Here is a 21,336-nt window from a genome sequence, read left to right on the forward strand (position 1 = left end):
AGGTTGGAGGCATGCGGCTGCGACGGGTGTACGACGAGACCGGGCCCGACGACGGCACCCGCGTGCTGGTCGACCGGATCTGGCCACGCGGCGTGCGCAAGGGGAGCTTCGACGAGTGGCTCAAGAACGTGGCACCGTCCACGGAACTGCGCGACTGGTACGGCCACGACCCGGCGAAGTTCACCGAGTTCCGCCGCCGCTACCTGGCCGAGCTGAAGGAGCCCGAGCAGGCCGAGGCGCTGGCCCAGCTGCGCAAGCTGGCGAAGAGCGGCACGGTCACGGTGCTCACCGCCACCCGGGACGCCGACATCAGCCACGCGAAGGTCCTCGTCGACCTGCTGCACTAGGCGCATGCCCAAGGTCTCTGTCTTCTCGCTCGGCGGCACCATCGCCATGACCACCGGACCCGACGGCGGCGTCGTGCCCGCGTTGGGCGCCGCCGACCTCGTCGCCGCGGTGCCGGGCCTGGCCGCCACCGGCGTCGCGCTCGACATCACCGACTTTCGCCGCGTGCCCGGCGCCGGCCTCGACTTCGCCGACCTCGTCGCCCTGCGCGCCGCGGCGTCGGCCGCCGAGGCCGACGGCGTCGTCGTCACACAGGGCACGGACACCATCGAGGAGACGGCGTACGCGCTGGATCTACTGTGGACGAGGGAGGAGCCGCTCGTGGTGACCGGCGCCATGCGCAACCCGACCCTCGCCGGCGCCGACGGCCCGGCCAACCTGCTCGCCGCGATCCGGGTCGCCGCGGCACCGGCCGCCCGGGGTCTCGGCTGCCTGGTCGTGCTCAACGACGAGATCCACGCGGCACGCTGGGTCCGCAAGACGCACACCACCAGCCCGGCCGCCTTCCGCTCGCCGGACACGGGCCCGGTCGGCCTGGTGGCCGAGGGCAGGCCGCGCATCCTGACGAGGCCGGTCCGGCGCCGGCTCGCGCTCGATCCGACCGGAACACCGCGCACGGCGGTCATCCCGGTCGTCCTCGGCGACGACGGCGAGGTCCTGCGGCGGGCCGGCGCCGCCCTCGACGGGCTGGTCGTCGCCGCCTTCGGCGTGGGCCACGTGCCGGTGCGCACCGTGGACGTGCTGAGCGAGCTCGCCGGCCGGATGCCGGTCGTCCTCGCGTCGAGGATCGGCGCCGGCCCGGTGCTCACCGAAACCTACGGCTACCCGGGCGGCGAGGTCGACCTGCGCAACCGGGGCCTGATCCCGGCCGGCGGGCTCGACGCGTACAAGGCGAGGATCCTGCTGCATCTCCTCCTCGCCGCCGGCAACGACCGCGATCGGATCACCGAGGCGTTCGCCACGATCGGGTAAGCGGCTTTCCCTCGTACCGGCGACAGGTATTTCCGGCAGCCGTCGTGGCTCCCTACTGTCGACCAACGTCCCTTTGACCTGGTGCGGTGACCCGATGACCAGCACGCTTCCGGTGCGCACAGAACCGCCGCCCGTCCTGCGGCCGACCACCGACCGCCAGGTGGCGCCCGTCGGCGGACCCGTGCGCTCCGGCTGGCGGGAGGCGACGCTGACCCGGGCCACCGAGATCGACTCGCTCGCCGAGTGGATCCGAGCCGGTGCGACGGAGCGACCGCCCGGGTGCGAGGTGCTGCTCGACGCGATCCGCGCGCACCTGGCCGCCGCCCGCGGCGCCGCGAACGGGCGGGGTCGCGGCGGCGGTCCGCTCGAACGCGCCCGCACCAACCTGGACGCGGCCGAAGCCCTGCTGCTCGACATCGCGCCGCCCTGGTACCTGCTCGGCATCATGCCCAGCGTGCTCGGCCACGCCCAGCGGCACCTGATCCCGACCGACCCGCGCCGTCGGGCACTCGAACGGGTCGCGCAGGCCCTCGGCATCGCCAACTCGCAGCAGCGGGTGCCGCCCGAGGAGCGGCTGGCCATCGCGGCCCGCGAGCGCGGCACGATCGCGAGCGTGATGCGGGCGGCCAGCTCGGCGGCACACCGCGAGCTGGTGCGGCTGCGCAGCTTCCGCAACGTGGTCGTGGCCACCACGATCGTGCTGGCGACGCTGGTGGTCGTGGTGGCCGTGGCGGGCTTCGTGCGGCCCGCGATGGTGCCGCTCTGCTTCGCACCCGAAGACGGCGGCCAGGCGATCGTCGTCTGCCCGACGCGGCAGTCCGCACCGTTCCCGGCGGCGGCCCGGTCGCCGAGCGCCAGCGTCGCGCAGAACATCGACGCGGCCACGGCCGGCACCGTGCGGCCGTACGACGCGCTGCTGGTCCTGGTGATCGGCCTGATCGCGGCCGCGGTCGCCGCGGCGGCGGCCGTGCGCGGCATCCGGGGCTCGTCCGAACGCTACGGCGTGCCGGTCGCGCTCGCCCTGCTCAAGCTGCCCACCGGGGCGCTGACGGCGTTCCTCGGCCTGCTGCTCATGCGTGGCCAGTTCGTGCCGGGCCTGAGCGCGCTGGACACCTCGGCGCAGATCCTCGCCTGGGCGCTGGTCTTCGGCTACGCCCAGCAGCTGTTCACGCGGCTGGTCGACCAGCAGGGCCACGCGGTGCTGGACTCTGTGCGTGGCGCCAACAGCACGCCGGTGACCCCGCCGTGAGACGGAGCGGGCGGGCGCCCGAAGACGCCCGCCCGCGACCTCACCACTGTGCCGGTGGTGGGGGCACGACGACCGGTGGGCGGTCGTCGCAGGTGATGGTGTTGGGCAGCTCCCACGCCGCCATCCAGGGGCCCGTGGTGCCGCCGCCGTCGTTGCCGCCGAGGTCGGTGACCGTGAACTCGGAGCCGGTGGGCGGGAAGTTGAACGAGCCGCAGTTGTTGATGCCGACCGCGCCCACGTTGCGGGCGTCGACGTTCTCGAACGACGCGCCGCCCTTGACCCGGGCGCTGAGCACCGACGTGCCGGTGCCGTCGACGCGGACGTCCTTGAAGTGCACGTTGGTGATCGAGTAGAGGTCCTTCACCGACCACTCACTGACCAGCATGATCGCGTTGTACGTGCTGTCCAGATAGTGGTCGCCGGTGACCCGGATGTCCGCGTCGATGTTCTTCTCCAGCGCGTAGATCCAGATCGCGCCGAGCCCGATGTTCCAGTTGAGCTCGTACGTGCCGGCCCGCACCACGGTGTTGTCGGTGATCGACAGCTTGCCCGCGAAGGGCTCCGCGCCGAACCGGGAACCCACCTGGATGCCGCTGCCCTCCCGGATCGGGTCGGCGATCAGGTTGCGGGACACGGTGTTGTCGGTGCCACCGTAGATGGCGATGCCGTTGGCCAGGGTCGGCGTCTGCACGGTGTTGCGGTCGAACGTGTTGCCGGCGTTGGCCTGCTTCTCCGACCACATCGCCAGCCCGTCGTCACCGGTGTTGCGGACGAAGTTGTTGCGCACCACCGATCCGGTCACTCCGATGTGGAAGTTGAGCGCGTCGGCGATCTGGTCGACGACGATGTTGTCGGTGACCCGCGTGTTGCGCATCGGCCCGTCGAACCAGAGGCCGACCTTGGTGTGCCGGATGTGCAGCCCGGAGATGGTCGAGTCGCTCATCGCGCCACCGATGCCGTTGACCTGGTCGGTGTCGATCCGCTCGCGCACGTCGCCCTCGATGGCGAAGCCGGACAGGTGCACGTTGCGGCTGCCGCCGTCGGCCGCGTCCTTGCCGTAGAAGCCGACTCCGGTGTGCACGGAGCCGTCCGGCGCGGGCGGGTCGAGCGCGACCTCCTTGCCCTTGATCTTCGTGTACCAGTTGCCCGCGCCCTCGATCGTCACGTCATCGACGATGATGTGGCGGTTGACCTGGTAGGTGCCCGGCGGCACGTACACCTTGAGCCGGGCGAGGCGGGCCAGCGCGATCGCCTTCTCGAACGCTCGCGCCGAGTCCTTCCTGCCGGTCGGGTCCGCGCCGAACAGCAGCACGTTGGCGGCCAGCAGGTTGACGTGCGGCGCGCCGACCAACTCGGAGTCGAGCAGGTCGATCACCGTCCAGGCGGCGGCGGTGCCCTTCGGCGCGGTCAGCCGGACCTTGGCGCCGGCGGCGTAGGTGCGGCCGAGCAGCAGCCGCTCCTCGTCGTAGAAGTGCATGGGCCGGAACGGCTTGGTGATCACCGGGGTCGGGGTGGTCGCCGCCGGCACACAGGCGCACTCGGTGATCCACCAGTCCGGGTGCAGCAGGTCGGCCTGCGGGTCGTTGGTGAACGGGTACTGGTTGTAGAGCCATGCGTACTCGGACGTGAGGTCCATGGTCTTCTTGCCGCCGCCGTTGACGGTCACGTGCAGCGGCGCCCGGATCCCGCCGCCGTTCGGCGCGTCCGGGATGCTGTAGCGCACGGTGATCGCGTTGGCCGCGGCCGGCAGCGTGAACTCGACGTGCTGTCCAGGTTGGAGCTTGACCGCCGTGCGGCCGGACGCCTCCGCCGGCAACGTGTAGGCGGTCCGGTCCGGCCCGATGACGCTGCCGTTGGTGGCCGCGTTCTCGGCCTCCTGCTCGAGGAAGTTGACGGTGGCGCCCCGGCCGGCGACCAGCGCCGGGTCGAGCGCCGCGCGGGTGACGACCGGCGCGGTGCCGGCCTGGGCCGGGCCCGCGATGCCGGCGACACCGAGGCCAACGGCGGCAACGGTGGCGACGGCCAGCAAACGAGATGGTGTCCGCGACATCAAGGACTCGTCTCTGTAGGCGAGGTAGGGAGATGGGACCCTGACCTTAGAGCCATAGATGATGATGACACAAGACTCTGTCTATGATTTGCAGGAACTTGTTTATCCCTTGCAAACCAAACCCGGTTTCTTGCGGGTACGCGTCAGCGCGGCGCGGCCGTCGGCGGTCCCAGCCGCTGGTGGCCGACAACCGTATCCGCCCTTGGTGAAGGGAGATCAGCCCGCGGACGTACACCCGCGGGCCGACGCGCCCCCACCTGCGGATACCTACCATCGACCGCATGAGTGCCGTCGTCGTGCCCCGCCTTCCGTCCTCGGCCGTTTCCTGGGTCGCCCTCGCCGCGTACCCGATCGCCCTGGCCCTCACGATCGTCAGCATGAACGATCCGGAGACCGCGACCGTGCTCCCGGTCCTCGTGCTCGGGCTCCCGGCGATCCTGGTGCCGCGCTGGCCCTTGGCCGGGTTCGTGCTCATGGCGCTCGGGGTCGCCGGGCTCGCGCCGTTCCACCCGACCGGGCTGGTCATCGGCGCGCAGGCCGTGGTCCTCGACTTCGCCGTCGCCTACGTCGCCGCCACCCGATCCCGCCTCGCCGGGGTGGGTGCGGCGGTCCTGGCCCTGCTCGTGCAGGTCGCCGCCGCGACGTTCGAGAACAGCGAGGCGTTCGTCAACGTGGTGATCGCCATGCTGCTCGGCGTCGTGGTCGCCTGGCTGGCCGGCACCGCGGTGCGCCAGCGGAGGGATTACAGCGCGGCCCTGCTGCGCCGGGCGGCGGCGGAAGCGGTCACCAAGGAGCGGCTGGAGATCGCCCGCGACCTGCACGACCAGGTCGCACACAGCATCGGCGTGATCGCGATCCAGGCCGGCGTCGGCCGCAGGGTGATCGACACCCAGCCCGACGAGGCGCGCAAGGCGCTCGACACCATCGAGACCGCGAGCCGGGAGACGCTCGCCGGCCTGCGCCGCACGCTGGTCGCCCTGCGCCGCAGCGACTCGGAGCCCGCCGCGACGGAGACCAGTGGCCTGGCCGACCTCGACCGGCTCGTGACGGCGACCGACGCCGCCGGGGTGCGGGCCGTGGTCCGGACGGAGGGCGAGCCGCGGGTCCTGCCGCCCGACGTCGACCTCGCCGCCTACCGGATCATCCAGGAGGCGCTCACCAACGTCGTGCGGCACGCACACGTCGAAACCTGCGAGATCCTCATCGGGTACGCCCCGGAGGCGCTGCGCATCGAGGTGACCGACGCCGGCCGGGGCGGCGCCGACACCGGCACGGGCTACGGACTGCGCGGGATGCGCGAGCGGGTGGCGCTCTTCGGCGGCGAACTGACCGCCGGCCCCCGCTCCGAGGGCGGCTTCCACGTCACCGCCACCCTCCCGGTGCCAGCATGACCGTGAAAGTGCTGCTCGCGGACGACCAGCCGTTGGTGCGGGCCGGGTTGCGGGTGCTGATCGCCGACAACCCGGACCTCGAGGTCGTCGGTGAGGCCGGGACCGGGGTGCAGGCCGTGCACCTGACCCGGGAGTTGGCGCCGGACGTGGTCGTCATGGACATCCGGATGCCCGTGATGGACGGCATCGCGGCCACCCGCATGATCGTCGAAAGCGGATCGGCGACCCACGTGATCATGTTGACCACGTTCGACGACGACGAGAACGTCTACGGCGCCCTGCGGGCCGGCGCCAGCGGCTTTCTGGTCAAGGACATGGCCCTCGACGACATCCTGGACGCGGTGCGGGTGGTCGCGGCCGGCGACGGGCTGATCGCGCCGAGCGTCACCCGGCGGCTGATCGCCGAGTTCGCCGGCCGCCCGGCGGCCAGACCCGCCGTGCCGGCCGGCGCGGCCGCGGGCATCACCGAACGGGAGCGCGAGGTGCTGACCCTGGTGGGTCAGGGCCTGTCCAACACCGAGATCGCCGAGCGGCTGGTGATCAGCGTGGCCACGGCGAAGACACACGTCGCCCGGCTGTTCACGAAGCTCGACGCGCGCGACCGCGTACACCTGGTGATCATGGCTTATGAAATGGGACTTGTGACGCCATCCCGGTGACGGGTTATCGTGGATGCGCGGGTCGAGAGGCGCTGCGACGGACGACGAGGTCCGCCACGCTCGACCGGCCAGATGATTCCCAAGGGCGCCTCCTGTCACGGGAGGTGCCTAAATGCACGCCCAGACCCGCAATGGTGTCGAGTTCGCCGTGCGCGACCTCGACCTCGCCACCTTCGGCCGGCACCAGATCCGCCTGGCCGAGCACGAGATGCCCGGGCTGATGGCGCTCCGCCGGGAGTTCGCCGACCAGCAGCCCCTGCGCGGCGCCCGGATCGCCGGCTCGCTGCACATGACCGTGCAGACCGCGGTCCTGATCGAGACGCTCGTCGCGCTCGGCGCCGACGTGCGCTGGGTCTCCTGCAACATCTTCTCCACACAGGACGAGGCGGCGGCCGCGGTCGTCGTCGGTCCCCAAGGGACGGTCGACGCGCCGGCCGGCACGCCGGTGTTCGCCTGGAAGGGCGAGACGCTGGCGGAGTACTGGTGGTGCACGATGCGGCTGTTCGACTTCGGCGCCGGGCTCGGCCCGAACCTGATCGTCGACGACGGCGGCGACGCCACGCTGCTGGTGCACAAGGGCGTCGACTTCGAGGCGGCCGGCACGGTGCCGGCGGCGGCCGAGGACGACCACGAGGAGTACCGGCTGATCCTCGAGACGCTGCGGGGCAGCCTGGCCGAGGACCGCCAGCGGTTCACCCGGATCGCGGCCGGCATGCGCGGCGTGTCCGAGGAGACCACCACGGGCGTCACCAGGCTCTACGAGCTGTCCCGGGCCGGCACGCTGCTGTTCCCGGCGATCAACGTGAACGACTCGGTCACGAAGTCGAAGTTCGACAACAAGTACGGCATCCGGCACTCGCTGACCGACGGCCTGAACCGGGCCACCGACGTGATGCTCGGCGGGAAGCTGGCCGTGGTGTGCGGCTACGGCGACGTCGGCAAGGGCGCGGCCGAGGCGCTGCGCGGCCAGGGCGCCCGCGTGGTGGTCACCGAGATCGACCCGATCTGCGCGCTGCAGGCGGCGATGGACGGCCTGCAGGTCGTTCACCTCGACGACGTGGTCGAGACGGCCGACATCTTCATCACCACGACCGGTGGGGTCGACATCATCGGCGCCGACCAGATGGCCCGGATGAAGCACAACGCGATCGTCGGCAACGTCGGGCACTTCGACAACGAGATCGACATGGCGGGCCTCGCCCGCGTGCCGGGAATCGAGAAGACCGAGGTCAAGCCGCAGGTGCACGAGTGGCGGTTCCCGGACGGGCACGCGATCCTGGTGCTCTCCGAGGGCCGGCTGATGAACCTGGGCAACGCGACGGGCCACCCGAGCTTCGTGATGTCGAGCTCGTTCGCCAACCAGGTGCTCGCGCAGCTCGAGCTGTGGCAGGGCGAGTACGCGACCGCCGTGCACACCCTGCCCAAGCATCTCGACGAGAAGGTGGCCCGGCTGCACCTCGACGCGCTCGGGGTGCGGCTGACCGAGCTGAGCAAGAAGCAGGCCGAGTATCTCGGCGTGCACGTAGAAGGCCCGTACAAGCCGGAGCACTACCGCTACTGATCGGCGCCCGGTGACTTGGCCGGGCTGACCAACCGCAACCAGTCGGCCGCCTGGTGCGGCGGGAGCACGGCGTCGAGCCGTACCTCCGGCCGCATCAGCGGGTAGACGCGGCCGATGTTCCACGAGCGCTCGTAGGGCGCCGGGTCGATCACCACGATCCGGCGCCCCGCGACCGGCTCGATGTCGACGGGTCGGCCCTCGTTCCAGATCCACTTGCCGCCGGCGTCGACCAGGTTGAACTGGCCCCGGATCGGGCCGTCGGGTTGCCACGGACCGTCCGTGGCCGCGGCCACCCAGGCGGGCTCCGGGCGCGTCCCGGGCACGTGGCCGCCGCCGATCAGCGTGTCCGCGAGCAGGGTGTGCAGCTGGAAGTTGTCGCCGACGCCGCTGATCGTCAGGGTGAACACGGTGCCGGTGGCGCGGTGCACCACGACCAGCGGCTCGTCGTCGAGCACCAGCAGCAGGCCCAGCAACCAGTGCGCGCTGCCGATCCGGTCGGGTGCCACCGACGCGGCCTCGACCAGCCGCTGCCGTTGCGGCAACGCCGCGCGGCCCGCCTTCTGCTGCAGCGGCAGCAGCAACGCCGGGATCCACTCCTCGACCGTGAACCACGACTGGGTGACCAGCGACGCCTCGTCGACGTCGAGCCCGCCCGCGGCCGCCACCTGCTCGACGACGGCCCGCGCCGACTCCGCGTCCGTCGGTTCGGCCACGTCGGTGCCCGCCAGGGCCGGGAACCGGGCCGCCTGCTCCAGGCCCGCCGCGACCCGCTCCGCCAGCACGTCGAGCGCGGCGACCGGGTCGCCGCCCGCCTCGACCAGGCCGGCGGCCAGCGCGGCCAGGGGCGCGCCGTTGCCGAGCGGCACGTCCGCGAGCGCCGGCCGCAGGGCGACCAACGCCTCCGTCAGCTCGGCGGGTGCGGCCCGCTCGACCGCCTTGACGATGTCTTTGAGGTTCTTGTGCGCGGCCGCCTCGTCGTGCTGGTCGATCGCCTCGCCCAGCGCCGTGCACAGCTCCGCCACGGATCTCTTCCGGTTCCAGCGCATCGGCAGATGGTACGGGGTGGCGATCAACCGCGCTGTGCCTCGGCGACCACCTCGTCGATCCCGAGGGCCGCACCCGACCGGCCCGCCTGCGCGAACCGCGCCGGGTCCAGCGCCACGTGGTCGGGCCACGGCAGGACGTACGACGCCAGCCAGCTCGGCCCGGGCGGCCGGTCGAGCGAACCGGCCGCCGACGCGAAGAACACCGCCCGCTCCGGGTCGCCGAGGCGCGCGGTGAGGTCCGCGAGCGCGATCAGGAACAGCTGCGGCCCGTTGAGGTCGCCGCTGCGGTGTGCGACCGCGAGCCCGTCGCACAGGTATTGTCGCGCCAGCTCGACGTGGTCCAGCCGCAGCGCGTTCATCGCCAGGCTGTAGAGCGCCACGATGCTGGCCAGCGGCACCTCCTTGTGCCCGGCCACCGTGAGGGCGTCGAAGAGCAGGTCCGCGGCTCGCCTGTGGTCACCCTCGGCGATCGAGATCATCGCGAGCCGGCTGTGGTGGAGGCTGACCTGCCAGTCGTGGCCGAGCCGCACGCCGATCTCGCGTACCTCCGCCAGCAGCTCCCGGGCCCGGTCGTAGTCGCGGTCCCGGATCGCCTGCATCGACAGTGGACCGTTGGCGCGGGCCAGGCTGTCCTCGTCGCCCACCTCCCGGGCCGCCGCACGGGCCTCCTCCAGCCGGGCGCGGCCCCGGTCGACGTCGCCGGTCAACAACCAGGTCGACCCCGAGGCGAGCATGGCGTGGACTCGGGCGGCGCCGGAGAACCGGTCCCGCAGCGCGTAGTACCGGTCGGTGATCCGGCGGACCTCCTCCAAGGGGCCGTGCAGCCACCAGTAGACCCAGATGCCCTCGCCCATCGCGAGCGCCGGGGTGGGGTCGTCGTGGTCGAGGTACCACCAGATGGCCATGACCAGGTTGTCGTGGTCGCGGTCGAGGCGGTGCAGCCAGTCGCGCGCCGCGCGCTGTTGCAGCTGCGGCCCCGCGGCGAGGCTGAGCAGCGAGTAGTGCTCGGCATGGGCCCGGCGCGCGGCCGGCTCGTCGCCGCTCGCGCGCAGCCGCCCCAGCCCGTACTCCCGGATGCTGTCGAGGAGGCGGAACCGGCCGCTCCCCGGAACCTGGTCGACCAGGCTGCTCTCCACCAGGCGCTCCAGCGCTTCGAGGGCCTCGACGCCACCGACCGCCTCGGCGGCGGCCAGGTCGAAGCCGGCGAACACCGCCAACCGCGCGAGCAGGGCCTGGTCGGCCGGTGCGAGCAGCTGGTGGCTCCACTCGATGGTGGCCCGCAGGGTGCGCTGCCGCTCGGGCGCGTCCCGCGAACCTCCGGTGAGCAGCAGCAGCCGCTGGTCGAGGCGATCGAGGATCTCGGCCGGCCGCAGCAGCCGGACCCGGGCGGCGGCGAGCTCGATCGCGAGCGGCAGGCCGTCGAGCCGGCGGCAGATCTCCACGACCTGGCGCAGCACGTCGGGCGTGAGCGGCAGGTCCCGGTTCACCGCCAGGGCACGGTCGAGGAACAGCCGGACCGAGCCGTACCCGGTGACCGTCGTCGGGTCGGCCGAGGGGGAGGGGAGGGCCAACGGCGGCACCGCGTACGCGTGCTCGCCGGCGATCCGCAGCGGGGCCCGGCTGGTCGCCAGCACCGCGACGCCCGGCGCCGAGCGGAGCAGCCGGGCGACAACGGGTGCCGCTTCGGCGACCTGCTCGAAGTTGTCGAGCACGAGCAGAAGCTCTCGCGGCCGCAGGTAGGTCACGACCTCGTCGACTGCATCGCCCGCGCCCGACGAGCGCACGCCGAGCGCGCGGGCCAACGCCTCGCCGACCCGGTCCGGCTTGGTGACCGCGGCCAGCTCGACGTAGCGCACCCCGTCGGCGTAGCGGTCACGCAGGCGGTGGGCCAGCTCGATGGCGAGTCGGGTCTTGCCGACGCCGCCGGTGCCGGTGAGCGTGACCAGCGGTACCCGCTCGCCGGTCAGCAGCGCGGTCACGGCGGCCAGCTCCGGCTCCCGGTCGACCAGCCGCGTCGGCGGCGTGGGCAACCCGGCCGACTCGGCGGGCGGGGCGGTCGGCGCCGAGCGGTGGAACCGCTCGGTCAGCAGCACGGCGAGGTCCTGCTCGACAATGCGGCGCAGCTCCGTCGCGTCGGTGAACTCGCGGAACGACACGTCGCCGTCGGCCCGGAGACCGTCGATCAGCGCGGCCAGCCGCGGGTCACGGCCGGGCGCGGGCCGCTTGACGTAGACCAGCCGGGGCAGGCCCGCCGCGCCGGCGAGCGCGAACTCGTCGGCCAGGCCGGAGATCCCGCTGTCCGGCCCGATCCAGCCGTAGCTCTCCCAGTAGACGCCGACGAAGACGTGGCTCTGCTCGACGTACGCCCGGTAGACCTCGCGCGGTGGGTGCGGCCGGGCGCCCTGCTCGAACATCACGGGCGAGAGTCGGAGCTGGTTGATCGCGTCGCGGACGGCGGTGCGCTCGACGGCGAGCTCCTGCAACGTCGAGCTGACGAAAACGCGCAGCCGCTGGTCGGGCGTGATGATCGGCTGGCTCGCCATGGTGCAGCCGCCCCCCGTATGCGGACAAATCCCGCAACTCATCCTACCGGGAAGGCCCCTATTCGGAGCAGGTCGCGAAGCGGATGGGTCGGTGACAGGAAGCCGACTCGCGGCAATCCGGCAGCCCCTCCCGCGCCGAAGTCCTCGCGCAGGCACCCCTGACGGGAGGACAGAGATGACCAGAAAGACCCGCGCGGTCCTCGCGGCACTCGCCGTGAGCGGCATCGCGCTCGCGACCTTCGGGCCGCAGACGTCGGTGGCGTCCAGCCACCGCGAGGCGCCGTTGATCGCCAGCGATCCGGCCGCCGACAACACCGACCTGTACGCCTTCGTGAGTCCCGAGCGGCCGGACTACGTGACGCTCATCGCCAACTGGATTCCGTTCGAGGAGCCCAACGGCGGTCCGAACTTCTACCCGTTCGCGACGGACGCGGCGTACAACATCAACATCGACAACGACGGCGACGCCAAGGCCGACGCGGTGTTCCGGTGGACCTTCAAGAACGTCGACAAGCGTGGCGGCAAGACGTTCCTCTACAACAAGGGGCCCGTCGACTCGTTCAACGACCCCGACCTGCTGTTCAAGCAGACCTACACGCTCGAGTCGTCGTTCAACGGCGGCCCGTTCAAGACCCGGGTCCGCAACGCACCGGTCGCGCCGTCCCGCGTGGGCAACGCCTCGATGCCGGACTACCAGAAGCTGCGCGACGAGGCCACGGTCCAGCTCGACGGCGGCTGGAAGCTGTTCGCCGGCCAGGCCGACGACCCGTTCTACCTGGACCTGCGGGTCTTCGACCTGCTCTACGGCGGCGACCTGAGCGAGACCGGTCAGGACACGCTGGCCGGCTACAACGTCAACACCATCGCGCTGCAGGTGCCGTTCAAGGACGTGGCGCTGCGCGGCGACGCCAACCGCAACCCGGTCGTCGGCGTCTGGACCACCACCGACCGCGCCAAGGTGCGGGTCACCGGCCAGAGCACCGACGGCATCCGCGGTGAGCGGGTGCAGGTCTCCCGGCTCGGCAACCCGCTGGTCAACGAGGTCGTCGTGCCGGCGAACCTCAAGGACGCGTTCAACTCGATCTCACCGGACAAGGACGCCGGCATCCCGGCCGTCGTCAAGCGGGTCACCGACCCCGAGTTGCCGAAGCTGATCGAGGCGATCTACGGCGTGCCCGCGCCGAAGGCCCCGCGCAACGACCTGGTCGAGATCTTCCTGACCGGCATCACCACCAAGGCCAACGGTCCGATCAAGGCCGACCTCAACTCGCAGCTCAACAACAAGGACGTCAACCCCGGGCGGTTCCGGCCCTCCGAGATGCTCCGGCTCAACCTGGGCGTCCCCGTCGCCGACCAGCCCAACCGGCTCGGCGTGCTCGGTGGCGACCTGCAGGGCTTCCCGAACGGCCGCCGGCTGACCGACGACGCGGTGGACATCTCCATCCAGGCGGTCGAGGGCGCGGCGCAGACCGGCCAGCTCGTCGACGCGCTCGCCGCGGGCGACAAGGTGGACGCGAACGACAACCAGTTCGGCGACCAGTTCCCGTACGTGGCCCTGCCGAACGTGGGTGCCGTCAACGGTGGCCAGAACGGTGCGGCGGCCGCCGCACCCAACGACAACAACAACGCCGACCCGAGCGCGACCGACGACCCGGGCGCGATCGTGGAGCCGGGTGACGACGAGTCGCCGGCACCGGACCTCTCGCCGGCCGCCGGCGCGGCGTCCGACGACATGGGCACCGGCTCCGTCCTGTCCATCGCCGTGATCGGCACGCTCCTGCTCGCACTGGTCCTGGTGACCTGGTGGTACCGGCGTCGCCGGCCGGAACCGGCTGGTTCGGACGACACCGTAAAGCTCTGACAGGTGGTCGGGGCGCGTCCCGCCCGGGACGCGCCCCGCCTTTCCGGAAGGAACCCCGCCATGCGTACTCCCCTTCGGACAGTCGTGGTGGTCGCCGTGGCCGCCGTCGCCCTGCTCGGTATCGGTGCGGTGTTCGGCCTTCCCACGCCGGCCCCACGACCCGTGGCCGCACCCGTCGCGCCGGCGCCCGCCGACCGGCTGGCGGCCAGCATCGCCCGGGCCCAGGACCGGCTGCGCGAGCTGCCCCGCGACCACGAGACCTGGGCGGCGCTCGGTCTCGCCTACGTCGAGCAGGCCCGGGTGACGGCCGACCCCAGCCTCTATCCCAAGGCCGAAGGGGCGCTGCGGCGGTCGCTCGACGTGCGGCCCGCCGAGAACGCCACCGCACTGATCGGGCTCGGCGCCCTCGCCAACGCGCGCCACGAGTTCGCGGCCGCGCGGAAGTACGCGACCGACGCGCTGCGGGTCAACGGCTATGCCGCCGACGCGTACGGCGTGCTGGCCGACGCGCAGACCCAGCTCGGCGAGCCGGCCGCGGCGACGGCGGCGATCCAGAAGATGCTCGACCTGCGGCCCGGGCTCGCCGCGTACGCCCGCGCCTCCTACGACCTCGAACAGCGCGGCTCGGTGACCGAGGCCACCGACCTGATGCGGCGGGCTCTCGAGGCGGCCGCCGATCCGGCCGACATCGCCTTCTGCCGTAACCAGCTCGGTGACCTGGCGTGGTCCACAGGGGACGTTGCCGGTGCTACCCGGGAGTACGCCGCCGGCATGGCCGCGAATCCTTCCTATCTCTCCTTGCTGCGCGGGCGGGCCCGGGTGGCGGCGGCGCGCGGCGACCTGACCGCCGCGGACATCGACGCCGGCGCGGTCGCGTCCAGGACGCCGACACCCGACACCCTGCTGGAGTACGCGACGCTGCTGCGACTGGCGGGCAACACCGACGAGGCGGCGCGGCAGCTCGGCCTGGCCGACGCGGCGCACAAGCTGTTCGTCGCCAACGGCGGGCGCGACGACCTGACTGGCGCACAGCTCGCACTGGCCCGCGGCGACGCCGCCGGTGCCGTGCGACTCGCCCAGGCGGAGTGGCGCCGCCGGCCGTTCGCGGACGTGGCCGACGTGCTCGGCTGGTCGCTGCACACCGCCGGGCGCGACGACTCCGCCGTCCCACTGCTGCGGCGCGCGGTGGCGGCGTCGCCCCGGAACGCCGTCTACGCGTACCACCTCGGCATGACGCTCCTGTCGATCGGCGACACCGCCGGCGCGCGTGCCGCCCTGCGGCAGGTGCGCGCGATCAACCCCTACTTCTCGCCCGTCGACGGGCCGACGGCCGCCCGGGAACTGTCCGCATTGGAGGCACGGCCGTGAGACGCTGGCTGGTTCTCGCTGTTCTGGCGATCGTCGGGTTCCTCGCGCTGCCGTCCGCTCCGGCGGCCGCGCATCCGCTTGGCAACTTCTCGGTCAACCGGTACGCGGGCTTGACGTTCTACCCGGATCGGGTGGAGGCGGTCGTGGTGGCGGACGTGGCGGAGCTGCCGACGTTGCAGGACCCGGCGCCGTCGTGCGCCGAGGCCGCCTCGGCGTTGGCTCTGCGTGTTTCGGGTGTTGCTCTTTCGTGGAGTGTCGTCGGATCCGGGTTGACGCTCGCGGACGGGGCCGGTGGGCTGAAGACCAGTCGGTTGGACTGTCGGTTTTCGGCGCCGGTGGCGCTCTCCGGGTCTCCTGCCCCGGTCGTCGTCGACAACGGGTTCCGGGCGGATCGGATCGGGTGGCGGGAGCTGACCGCGACCGGGTCAGGTGTGCGGCTCATTGACTCCGCCCTGCCGGCGGCGACGATCAGCGACGAGCTGCGCCGGTATCCGGATGATCTGCTGTCGTCGCCGCCGGACGTGCGTACGGCGTCGTTCTCGGTGGTCCTGGACGCGGCGGCTTCTTCCGGCGCGGCGCCGGTGCGGGGCGGGTCGGGGGCCACGCCGCTCGGGCTGAGCGGTCCGTTGGCTGGGGCCGAGCGGTGGCTGGACTCCGTGGTCGGTGGGGCCCGGTTGACGCCGTTGGTGGGGTTGCTGGCCGTTCTGCTGGCGTTGGTGCTCGGTGCGGCGCATGCCGCTCTGCCGGGGCATGGCAAGACGGTGATGGCGGCTTATCTGGCCGGGCGGGCCGGGCGGCCGCGCGATGCGGTGGCCGTGGGTGCGACCGTGACGCTGACCCATACCGGCGGGGTTCTCGCGCTGGGGTTGCTGTTGACGACGTTCGCCGGGGTTGCGGGGGAGTCGGTGTTGGGTTGGCTCGGCGTCGCCAGCGGGGGGATCGTGGCGGTTATTGGGGTGGGTGCGCTGGTGTCGGCACTGCGGCGCCGACGGTCGGCGGAGCAGGCGCACTCGCACGGCCACGAGCATGGGCCTGGCCACGAGCATGGACTCGGCCACGAGCATGGACTCGGCCACGGCCATGGACCTGGCCACGAGCATGGACCTGGCCACGAGCACGGGCCTGGCCACGGTCACGGGCCTGGCCACGAGCATGGACCTGGCCACGAGCATGGACCTGGCCACGAGCATGGACCTGGCCACGAGCATGGACCTGGCCACCAGCACGGAACTGGCCACCAGCACGGAACTGGCCACCAGCACGGACCTGGCCACGAATACGGACCCGGCAACGGACACGGACCTGGCCACGGGCACGGACACGAGCACGGACCTGGCCACGAGCACGGAACTGGCCACGGGCACGGAACTGGCCACGGGCACGGGCCTGGCCGCGGCCCTGGTCTCGATCCCGGTCATGACCACACGCACGGCCCGGGCCACCGGCATCCGCATTCGGGATCGCACTCGCACTCGCATGGGCCTGGGAAGTGGGGCATCGCCGGCATCGGTGTTGCCGGTGGGCTCGTGCCCAGCCCGTCCGCGCTCATCGTGCTGCTGGGTGCGATCGCGTTGGGGCGTACCGCGTTCGGAATCCTGCTCGTCTTCGCTTATGGCCTGGGCATGGCGGCCACGTTGACCGCCGCGGGCCTGCTGTTGATCCGGGTTCGCGACCGGTTCGCCGGGCGGCTGGCGCGGCTCGAGCGGTGGCGGCGCGCGGCGCCGTCGGCCACCGCCGCCCTCATCGTCGTCGTGGGGCTCGGCCTGGCCGGGCGCGCGTTTTCCACAATCGTCTGAGCGGGGTGGCGACCATGACGGCGGGCGCGGAATCATTCCCTCTCAGAGCGCGACATCGGCACCGGCGAGGAGTCTTCATGCGCGAGCAGAGCCACGGCGACCCGCCGCGCGACCACCTGTCCGCGGTGCCGGCCGCGGTCGACGACCGTTCGGCCGCCGACCGGCTGCTCGTCGCGGTCGGGCGGGGTGACGAGGCCGCGTTCCGGCAGCTCTACGAGCTGGTCGCGGCCCGCGTGTTCGGCCTCGCCCGCCAGGTCCTACGCGACCCGGCCCAGGCCGAAGAGGTCGCGCAGGAGGTGCTGGTCGAGGTCTGGCGCACGGCGGCCCGGTTCGAGCCGGCCCGTGGCTCGGCGACGGCGTGGGTGTTCACGATCGCCCACCGGCGGGCGGTCGACCGGGTGCGCAGCGAGCAGGCGGCCGCCGACCGCGTCCAGAAGGCGGGCTCCTGGTCGGCGCAGACGCCCTACGACGAGGTGTCCGGGGAGGTCGAGGAGCGGCTCGAGCGCCAGCAGGTGCGCCGCTGCCTCGACGACCTCACCTCGCTGCAGCGCGAGTCCATCACGCTGGCCTACTACGGCGGCCGCAGCTACCGCGAGGTGGCGCAGCTGCTCGACGTGAGCCTGCCAACCATCAAGACCCGCATGCGCGACGGCCTGATCCGGCTACGCGACTGCCTGGGCGTGGAGGTGCCGTCATGAACGGCGACGTGCACGCGCTGTCCGGGGCCTACGTGCTCGACGCGCTGACCGACATCGAGCGCGCCGCGTTCAAGCGGCACCTGGCGAGCTGCGCGACCTGCTCGATCGAGGTCGCCGAGCTGCAGGAGACCGCCGCCCGGCTCGCCGACGGCGCGTGGTCGGTGCCACCGCCCGCGCTGCGCGACAAAGTGTTCGCCGAGGTGTCCCGCACCCGCCAGGACGCGCCCGTCCCGGCCAAGCCGGTGCGCCCGCAGCGCAACCGCCGGCTGTTCACGGTGGCCGCGGCGGTGGTGCTGGCCGCGGTGGCGGCGACGGGCACGTTCGCGGTCCAGGAGCGCCGCCTCGACGACCAGCGCACGGTCGCGCAGGCCGAGGCCGCCCGGGTGACGGAGGTGCTGTCCGCACCGGACGCAGCCCTCCGCTCGGCGACGTCGGCCAACGGCATCCGGCTGACGGTGGTGACCTCCGCGGCCCGCGACGAGGCCGTCCTGACGATGGCCGCCGACCGCCCGGCCGGCGCGGACCGCACCTACCAGCTCTGGATGCTCGACGGCACGACGGCGATCAACGCGGGCGTCCTACCGGTCGGCACGACGTCGGCCACGCGCCTGGTCCAGGGCGCGGCCGCCGCGGACGCGTTCGCGGTGACGGTCGAGCCACCCAGCGGCTCGCCGACACCCACGCTGCCGATCGTGGGCCAGGTGGCCGTGGCCTGACCCGCACCGACCAATGGTCGGGCCACGAGCCGCAGGCTCCTGTTAGCGTCCCGATCATGGAAGAGCTGGGCGATCGTGTGTACGTGGGCAGGGCCGACGAGGACGCGGCCGGTGATCGCGGCTGGCTGCTGGGCCACTTCAAGCCGCCCGGCGACGTCCGGCACAGCGACGCGGTCGAAATCAAGTGGGGCGTCCACCCGCGCGGCGACGAACGCGCCCAGTGGGTCACCGGCGAACGCCGCACGGCGCTCCTCATGCTGATCAGCGGCCGCTTCCGGGTGGAACTCCCGGGCCGCAGCGTCCTACTGGCCGCCCGGGGTGACTACGTCGTTTGGGGCGAGGGAGTGGATCACTCCTGGTACGCGGAGGAGGAGTCCGTCGTCCTGACGGTCCGCTGGCCCTCGGTCCCCGGCTACGCGGTCGCCTAGGCGGGTGTCTCGCGGACCGCTGCAGCACCAAGACGAAGTCGGACCGCAGGCGGCGGTGTGATGCCCAGGCCCGGAGGCCGCGTGGACCACGTCCGGGTGTGGCATCGAGACGACGATTGACGAGCGGCGTGTGGCGTCGTTTGCGCCTGGAAGACGACGGCCGACCGCCGCGCGCGGACGCCGCCCCTAGGCCGCGAGCACCCGAATCCGGGTCGACGGGGGTTCGGGGCTGGCGTAATCATGCTCGGCATGCGCAGCATCTCCTGGCAGGCGGTTCGCGATGACCCGGCGTGAGCGGGCCGTGCTCGTCGACGTCGACGGCACCCTCGCCATCCGCGGGAAGCGGTCCCCCTATGACTGGAGCCGGGTCGGTGAAGACCAGCCCAACCCCGCCGTCGTCGAGCTCGTGCAGACCATCGCCGCCGCTGGGCGTCATCAAATTGTTGTCATGTCCGGGCGCAAGGAGCAGTCCCGTCGCCAGACCGAGTTGTGGCTCGACGCCCAGGGCATCGAGTTCGTCGCGCTGATCATGCGGGCCGACCAGGACGACCGGCCCGATCACCGGACCAAGGCCGACCTCTACCGCCGCTTCGTCGCGCCCCGGTACGAGGTCGCCTTCGTCATCGACGATCGCGACAGTGTCGTGCGCATGTGGCGTGACGTCTTCAAGCTCACCGTCTGCCAGGTCGCCGACGGCGACTTCTGAGCGGCAGCGACGAGCGCAACAGCCTTGCAATCGGTTTCGCACAGGCTGCACAGGGCTTCGCAGCCCGCGTGAACGGCATGTTACCGGCCTGTTGACGAAATCGATTACATCGTGTCTACTACGAGCCAACCTCGCTTCCGGAACGGAAAGTGCTGGACGACATGACGGCTGGATCATCGATGTTTCGCCAGCTCGGCCGGCTTCGCCCACCCGGCCTGTCCACTGTGGATCGAACCCTTTCGCGACAACTCTCGGCACACGGCTGACCCCTGCGCGACAGCGCCGGTCGGCCCGGTTTCAGGGCACGACATCGAGGAGGAACGGTGAGCAAAAGGCATATCACGTCGGCCATCGTGTCGACGGCGCTCGTCGCGTCGTTGGCCCTGGCGGGCTGCGGCAGCGGTGGCGGCGACGCGCCGACCACGTCCGGTGGCAAGACGGTCGTCACGTTCTGGCAGCAGCAGTTCGAGGACTACCAGCAGGCCTGGTTCAAGAAGCAGGTCGACGCCTACAACAAGAGCCAGGACAAGGTGAAGGTCGAGATCCAGGTGGTGCCGGCCGACACCTGGGCGCAGAAGCTCAAGGCCGCCCAGGCGGCGGGCAAGGCGCCCGACGTGGCCACCACCAGCTACGGCAACATCCCGGCCGGCGCGGCGAACGGCGAGCTGGCGGAGCTCGACGACCTCATGCCGGCGGAAGCCTTCAGCGACATCAAGGACAACGTCAAGGACTTCGTCACCATCAAGGGCAAGCACTACGCGTACCCGATGCTGGTCGAGCCGTCGACGGTCCTCTACTACCGCAAGGACCTCGTGCAGGCCGCCGGCCTCGACCCGGCCAGCCCGCCGAAGACCTGGGACGAGCTGAAGACCTGGGCCACCAAGCTGACCCAGGGCAAGGTCAAGGGCATGACGATCGCCTCGATCCCGGCCGACCTCGGCTGGTCGAGCTGGGGCCTGCAGTACAACGCCTGCGGCCACCTACCCGTCGCGGACGACTGGTCGAAGTCGGTCGCCACCGACTCGTGCTTCGCCCAACTGCTCGACTTCTACCGCGGCCTCTACCAGAGCGGCGTGATGCCCAAGCAGCCCAAGGTGGGGTACGCGGACGGCGCGCCGTACGGCCAGGGTGAGGTCGCGATGATGGCCGGCGGTTCCTGGGTCGTGGGCCAGCTGAAGAACGACTTCCCCAAGATGATCGAGAAGACCGCGGTCGCGCCGTTCCCCTCGATCGACGGCGACCAGACCAAGACCACCGCCACCCTCGGTGGTTGGACGCTCACCGTCGACGGCAAGACGAAGGCGCGGGAGCAGGCGGCCGATTTCATCAAGTGGCTGCTGGCCGGTGACCCGGCCATCATGGCGGACTTCTTCAAGGCGAGCGGCTTCTCCAAGTACACCGTGCGCGCCTCGGTCGACCGGGCGCTGGAGACCAACCCCGACGCCACCGCCGACCCGTTCATGAAGACCATCTCCGAGAAGGTCGTCCCCTTCGGCAAGGCCGAGCCGGCGTACCCGTGGGAGATCGCGCTCGCCTTCGGCACCGCGATCGAGTCCGCGATGAAGGGCAACGCCGACGTCGCGGCGGCCCTGAAGAAGGCCGACTCCGAGATCAACGACATCATCAAGAAGCAGTCCCTCGCCGGGACCGCACCGCAACGCTGATCTCCCGCTGCCGGGACCGCCCGGGGACGCACATGGCCGGCGTCCCCGGGCCTGACCTTTCAAGGGATTCGCCGTGGCCCTGACACCCACCCTCGCGCCTTCAGCCCGATCCGCGGACGCCGCCGGATCGGCCGGCCGGCGTGGCCGCGCCAAGCGGGCCCGCCGCCAGGACAACCGCACCGCGTACCTCTCCCTGCTGGTCCTGGCCGTCGTGACGGTGGCGTTCGCCCTGCAGACGGTGCTGCGCCTGGAGCCGTCGGTCATCGCGATGGTCGGCGGCCTG

Annotated in this window: 17 protein-coding genes, 2 pseudogenes and 1 riboswitch; of the genes and pseudogenes, 15 read left to right on the forward strand and 4 right to left on the reverse strand. The window is 71.9% G+C overall.

Translation table 11 applies throughout. The features are described from left to right. Positions 1 to 11 precede the first annotated feature (11 nt). The 3 genes from AB0H87_RS05975 to AB0H87_RS05985 all read left to right on the forward strand — a co-directional run bounded on the left by AB0H87_RS05975 (position 12) and on the right by AB0H87_RS05985 (position 2,566). Positions 12 to 347 (forward strand): DUF488 family protein, encoded by a 336-nt coding sequence (locus AB0H87_RS05975; RefSeq protein ID WP_360140352.1) that lies wholly within the window; start codon positions 12 to 14, stop codon positions 345 to 347. Positions 348 to 351: 4 nt separating this feature from the next. Next, on the forward strand, positions 352 to 1,317 hold the full coding sequence (locus tag AB0H87_RS05980; RefSeq protein WP_360140355.1) for an asparaginase: 966 nt from the start codon (positions 352 to 354) through the stop codon (positions 1,315 to 1,317). A gap of 94 nt (positions 1,318 to 1,411) precedes the next feature. After that, positions 1,412 to 2,566 carry a hypothetical protein gene (locus AB0H87_RS05985; RefSeq protein ID WP_360140358.1) on the forward strand — a complete coding sequence of 385 codons (1,155 nt, stop codon included), beginning with the start codon at positions 1,412 to 1,414 and terminating at the stop codon, positions 2,564 to 2,566. 40 nt (positions 2,567 to 2,606) lie between these two features. Here the strand turns inward: AB0H87_RS05985 and AB0H87_RS05990 are convergent, their stop codons facing one another. After that, positions 2,607 to 4,616, reverse strand: a complete 2,010-nt coding sequence (locus AB0H87_RS05990; RefSeq protein ID WP_360140361.1) for a glycosyl hydrolase family 28-related protein — start codon at positions 4,614 to 4,616, stop codon at positions 2,607 to 2,609. A 281-nt stretch (positions 4,617 to 4,897) separates the two neighbouring features. Between AB0H87_RS05990 and AB0H87_RS05995 the strand changes: the two genes are divergently transcribed. From AB0H87_RS05995 to ahcY, 3 genes are all read left to right on the forward strand, one after another. Next, complete coding sequence (locus AB0H87_RS05995; protein ID WP_360140364.1) at positions 4,898 to 6,007, forward strand: sensor histidine kinase; 1,110 nt, start codon at positions 4,898 to 4,900, stop codon at positions 6,005 to 6,007. Then, positions 6,004 to 6,666: a response regulator transcription factor gene (locus tag AB0H87_RS06000; protein WP_360140367.1), complete on the forward strand. Its 663-nt coding sequence runs from the start codon at positions 6,004 to 6,006 to the stop codon at positions 6,664 to 6,666. Before AB0H87_RS05995 ends, AB0H87_RS06000 begins: the two co-directional genes overlap by 4 nt. 18 nt (positions 6,667 to 6,684) lie before the next feature. After that, positions 6,685 to 6,764, forward strand: a riboswitch (S-adenosyl-L-homocysteine riboswitch). A gap of 14 nt (positions 6,765 to 6,778) precedes the next feature. Next, positions 6,779 to 8,227 (forward strand): adenosylhomocysteinase, encoded by a 1,449-nt coding sequence (ahcY, locus tag AB0H87_RS06005; protein ID WP_360140370.1) that lies wholly within the window; start codon positions 6,779 to 6,781, stop codon positions 8,225 to 8,227. Here the strand turns inward: ahcY and AB0H87_RS06010 are convergent. Next, positions 8,221 to 9,273 carry a hypothetical protein gene (locus AB0H87_RS06010; protein WP_360140373.1) on the reverse strand — a complete coding sequence of 351 codons (1,053 nt, stop codon included), beginning with the start codon at positions 9,271 to 9,273 and terminating at the stop codon, positions 8,221 to 8,223. The genes ahcY and AB0H87_RS06010 overlap by 7 nt on opposite strands. 23 nt (positions 9,274 to 9,296) lie before the next feature. Beyond that, complete coding sequence (locus AB0H87_RS06015; protein WP_360140376.1) at positions 9,297 to 11,816, reverse strand: DUF4062 domain-containing protein; 2,520 nt, start codon at positions 11,814 to 11,816, stop codon at positions 9,297 to 9,299. Between the two features lie 175 nt (positions 11,817 to 11,991). Here AB0H87_RS06015 and AB0H87_RS06020 point away from each other — a divergent pair, with 175 nt between their 5' ends. Beyond that, positions 11,992 to 13,677, forward strand: a complete 1,686-nt coding sequence (locus AB0H87_RS06020; protein WP_360140379.1) for a DUF4331 domain-containing protein — start codon at positions 11,992 to 11,994, stop codon at positions 13,675 to 13,677. A gap of 60 nt (positions 13,678 to 13,737) precedes the next feature. Beyond that, positions 13,738 to 15,045, forward strand: a complete 1,308-nt coding sequence (locus AB0H87_RS06025) for a tetratricopeptide repeat protein (RefSeq protein WP_360140382.1) — start codon at positions 13,738 to 13,740, stop codon at positions 15,043 to 15,045. A gap of 948 nt (positions 15,046 to 15,993) precedes the next feature. On the opposite strand, the gene AB0H87_RS06030 is transcribed toward AB0H87_RS06025, so the two are convergent. Beyond that, positions 15,994 to 16,506, reverse strand: coding sequence for a polymer-forming cytoskeletal protein (locus AB0H87_RS06030; RefSeq protein ID WP_360140397.1), 513 nt, complete (start codon positions 16,504 to 16,506; stop codon positions 15,994 to 15,996). A 32-nt stretch (positions 16,507 to 16,538) separates the two neighbouring features. On the opposite strand from AB0H87_RS06030, the pseudogene AB0H87_RS06035 reads away from it, so the two are divergent. The 7 genes and pseudogenes from AB0H87_RS06035 to AB0H87_RS06065 form a co-directional block, all read left to right on the forward strand. Further along, positions 16,539 to 16,841 (forward strand): annotated as a pseudogene (locus tag AB0H87_RS06035) (hypothetical protein); the annotation flags it as partial. A 77-nt stretch (positions 16,842 to 16,918) separates the two neighbouring features. Next, the gene (sigK, locus tag AB0H87_RS06040; RefSeq protein ID WP_360140385.1) at positions 16,919 to 17,539 is read left to right on the forward strand and encodes an ECF RNA polymerase sigma factor SigK; all 621 of its coding nucleotides are present in this window, start codon (positions 16,919 to 16,921) and stop codon (positions 17,537 to 17,539) included. Continuing rightward, positions 17,536 to 18,255 carry an anti-sigma factor gene (locus tag AB0H87_RS06045; RefSeq protein WP_360140388.1) on the forward strand — a complete coding sequence of 240 codons (720 nt, stop codon included), beginning with the start codon at positions 17,536 to 17,538 and terminating at the stop codon, positions 18,253 to 18,255. Before sigK ends, AB0H87_RS06045 begins: the two co-directional genes overlap by 4 nt. A gap of 65 nt (positions 18,256 to 18,320) precedes the next feature. Continuing rightward, complete coding sequence (locus tag AB0H87_RS06050) at positions 18,321 to 18,683, forward strand: signal peptidase I (RefSeq protein ID WP_360140400.1); 363 nt, start codon at positions 18,321 to 18,323, stop codon at positions 18,681 to 18,683. A gap of 280 nt (positions 18,684 to 18,963) precedes the next feature. Further along, a complete protein-coding gene (locus AB0H87_RS06055; protein ID WP_360140391.1) occupies positions 18,964 to 19,389 on the forward strand; it encodes a hypothetical protein in 426 nt (141 codons plus the stop codon). 323 nt (positions 19,390 to 19,712) lie between these two features. After that, positions 19,713 to 21,053, forward strand: coding sequence for an extracellular solute-binding protein (locus AB0H87_RS06060; protein WP_360140394.1), 1,341 nt, complete (start codon positions 19,713 to 19,715; stop codon positions 21,051 to 21,053). A gap of 73 nt (positions 21,054 to 21,126) precedes the next feature. Next, positions 21,127 to 21,336: pseudogene (locus AB0H87_RS06065) on the forward strand (hypothetical protein); the annotation flags it as partial.

It is taken from the genome of Asanoa sp. NPDC050611 (genome assembly GCF_040654855.1).
GTDB lineage: Bacteria > Actinomycetota > Actinomycetes > Mycobacteriales > Micromonosporaceae > Asanoa.

Bases quoted from the DNA above. Each gene is read 5' to 3' on its own strand.
- AB0H87_RS05975 (WP_360140352.1), top strand. From the start codon at position 12: ATGCGGCTGCGACGGGTGTACGACGAGACCGGGCCCGACGACGGCACC.
- AB0H87_RS05980 (WP_360140355.1), top strand. From the start codon at position 352: ATGCCCAAGGTCTCTGTCTTCTCGCTCGGCGGCACCATCGCCATGACC.
- AB0H87_RS05985 (WP_360140358.1), top strand. From the start codon at position 1,412: ATGACCAGCACGCTTCCGGTGCGCACAGAACCGCCGCCCGTCCTGCGG.
- AB0H87_RS05990 (WP_360140361.1), bottom strand. From the start codon at position 4,616: ATGTCGCGGACACCATCTCGTTTGCTGGCCGTCGCCACCGTTGCCGCC.
- AB0H87_RS05995 (WP_360140364.1), top strand. From the start codon at position 4,898: ATGAGTGCCGTCGTCGTGCCCCGCCTTCCGTCCTCGGCCGTTTCCTGG.
- AB0H87_RS06000 (WP_360140367.1), top strand. From the start codon at position 6,004: ATGACCGTGAAAGTGCTGCTCGCGGACGACCAGCCGTTGGTGCGGGCC.
- ahcY (WP_360140370.1), top strand. From the start codon at position 6,779: ATGCACGCCCAGACCCGCAATGGTGTCGAGTTCGCCGTGCGCGACCTC.
- AB0H87_RS06010 (WP_360140373.1), bottom strand. From the start codon at position 9,273: ATGCGCTGGAACCGGAAGAGATCCGTGGCGGAGCTGTGCACGGCGCTG.
- AB0H87_RS06015 (WP_360140376.1), bottom strand. From the start codon at position 11,816: ATGGCGAGCCAGCCGATCATCACGCCCGACCAGCGGCTGCGCGTTTTC.
- AB0H87_RS06020 (WP_360140379.1), top strand. From the start codon at position 11,992: ATGACCAGAAAGACCCGCGCGGTCCTCGCGGCACTCGCCGTGAGCGGC.
- AB0H87_RS06025 (WP_360140382.1), top strand. From the start codon at position 13,738: ATGCGTACTCCCCTTCGGACAGTCGTGGTGGTCGCCGTGGCCGCCGTC.
- sigK (WP_360140385.1), top strand. From the start codon at position 16,919: ATGCGCGAGCAGAGCCACGGCGACCCGCCGCGCGACCACCTGTCCGCG.
- AB0H87_RS06045 (WP_360140388.1), top strand. From the start codon at position 17,536: ATGAACGGCGACGTGCACGCGCTGTCCGGGGCCTACGTGCTCGACGCG.
- AB0H87_RS06055 (WP_360140391.1), top strand. From the start codon at position 18,964: ATGACCCGGCGTGAGCGGGCCGTGCTCGTCGACGTCGACGGCACCCTC.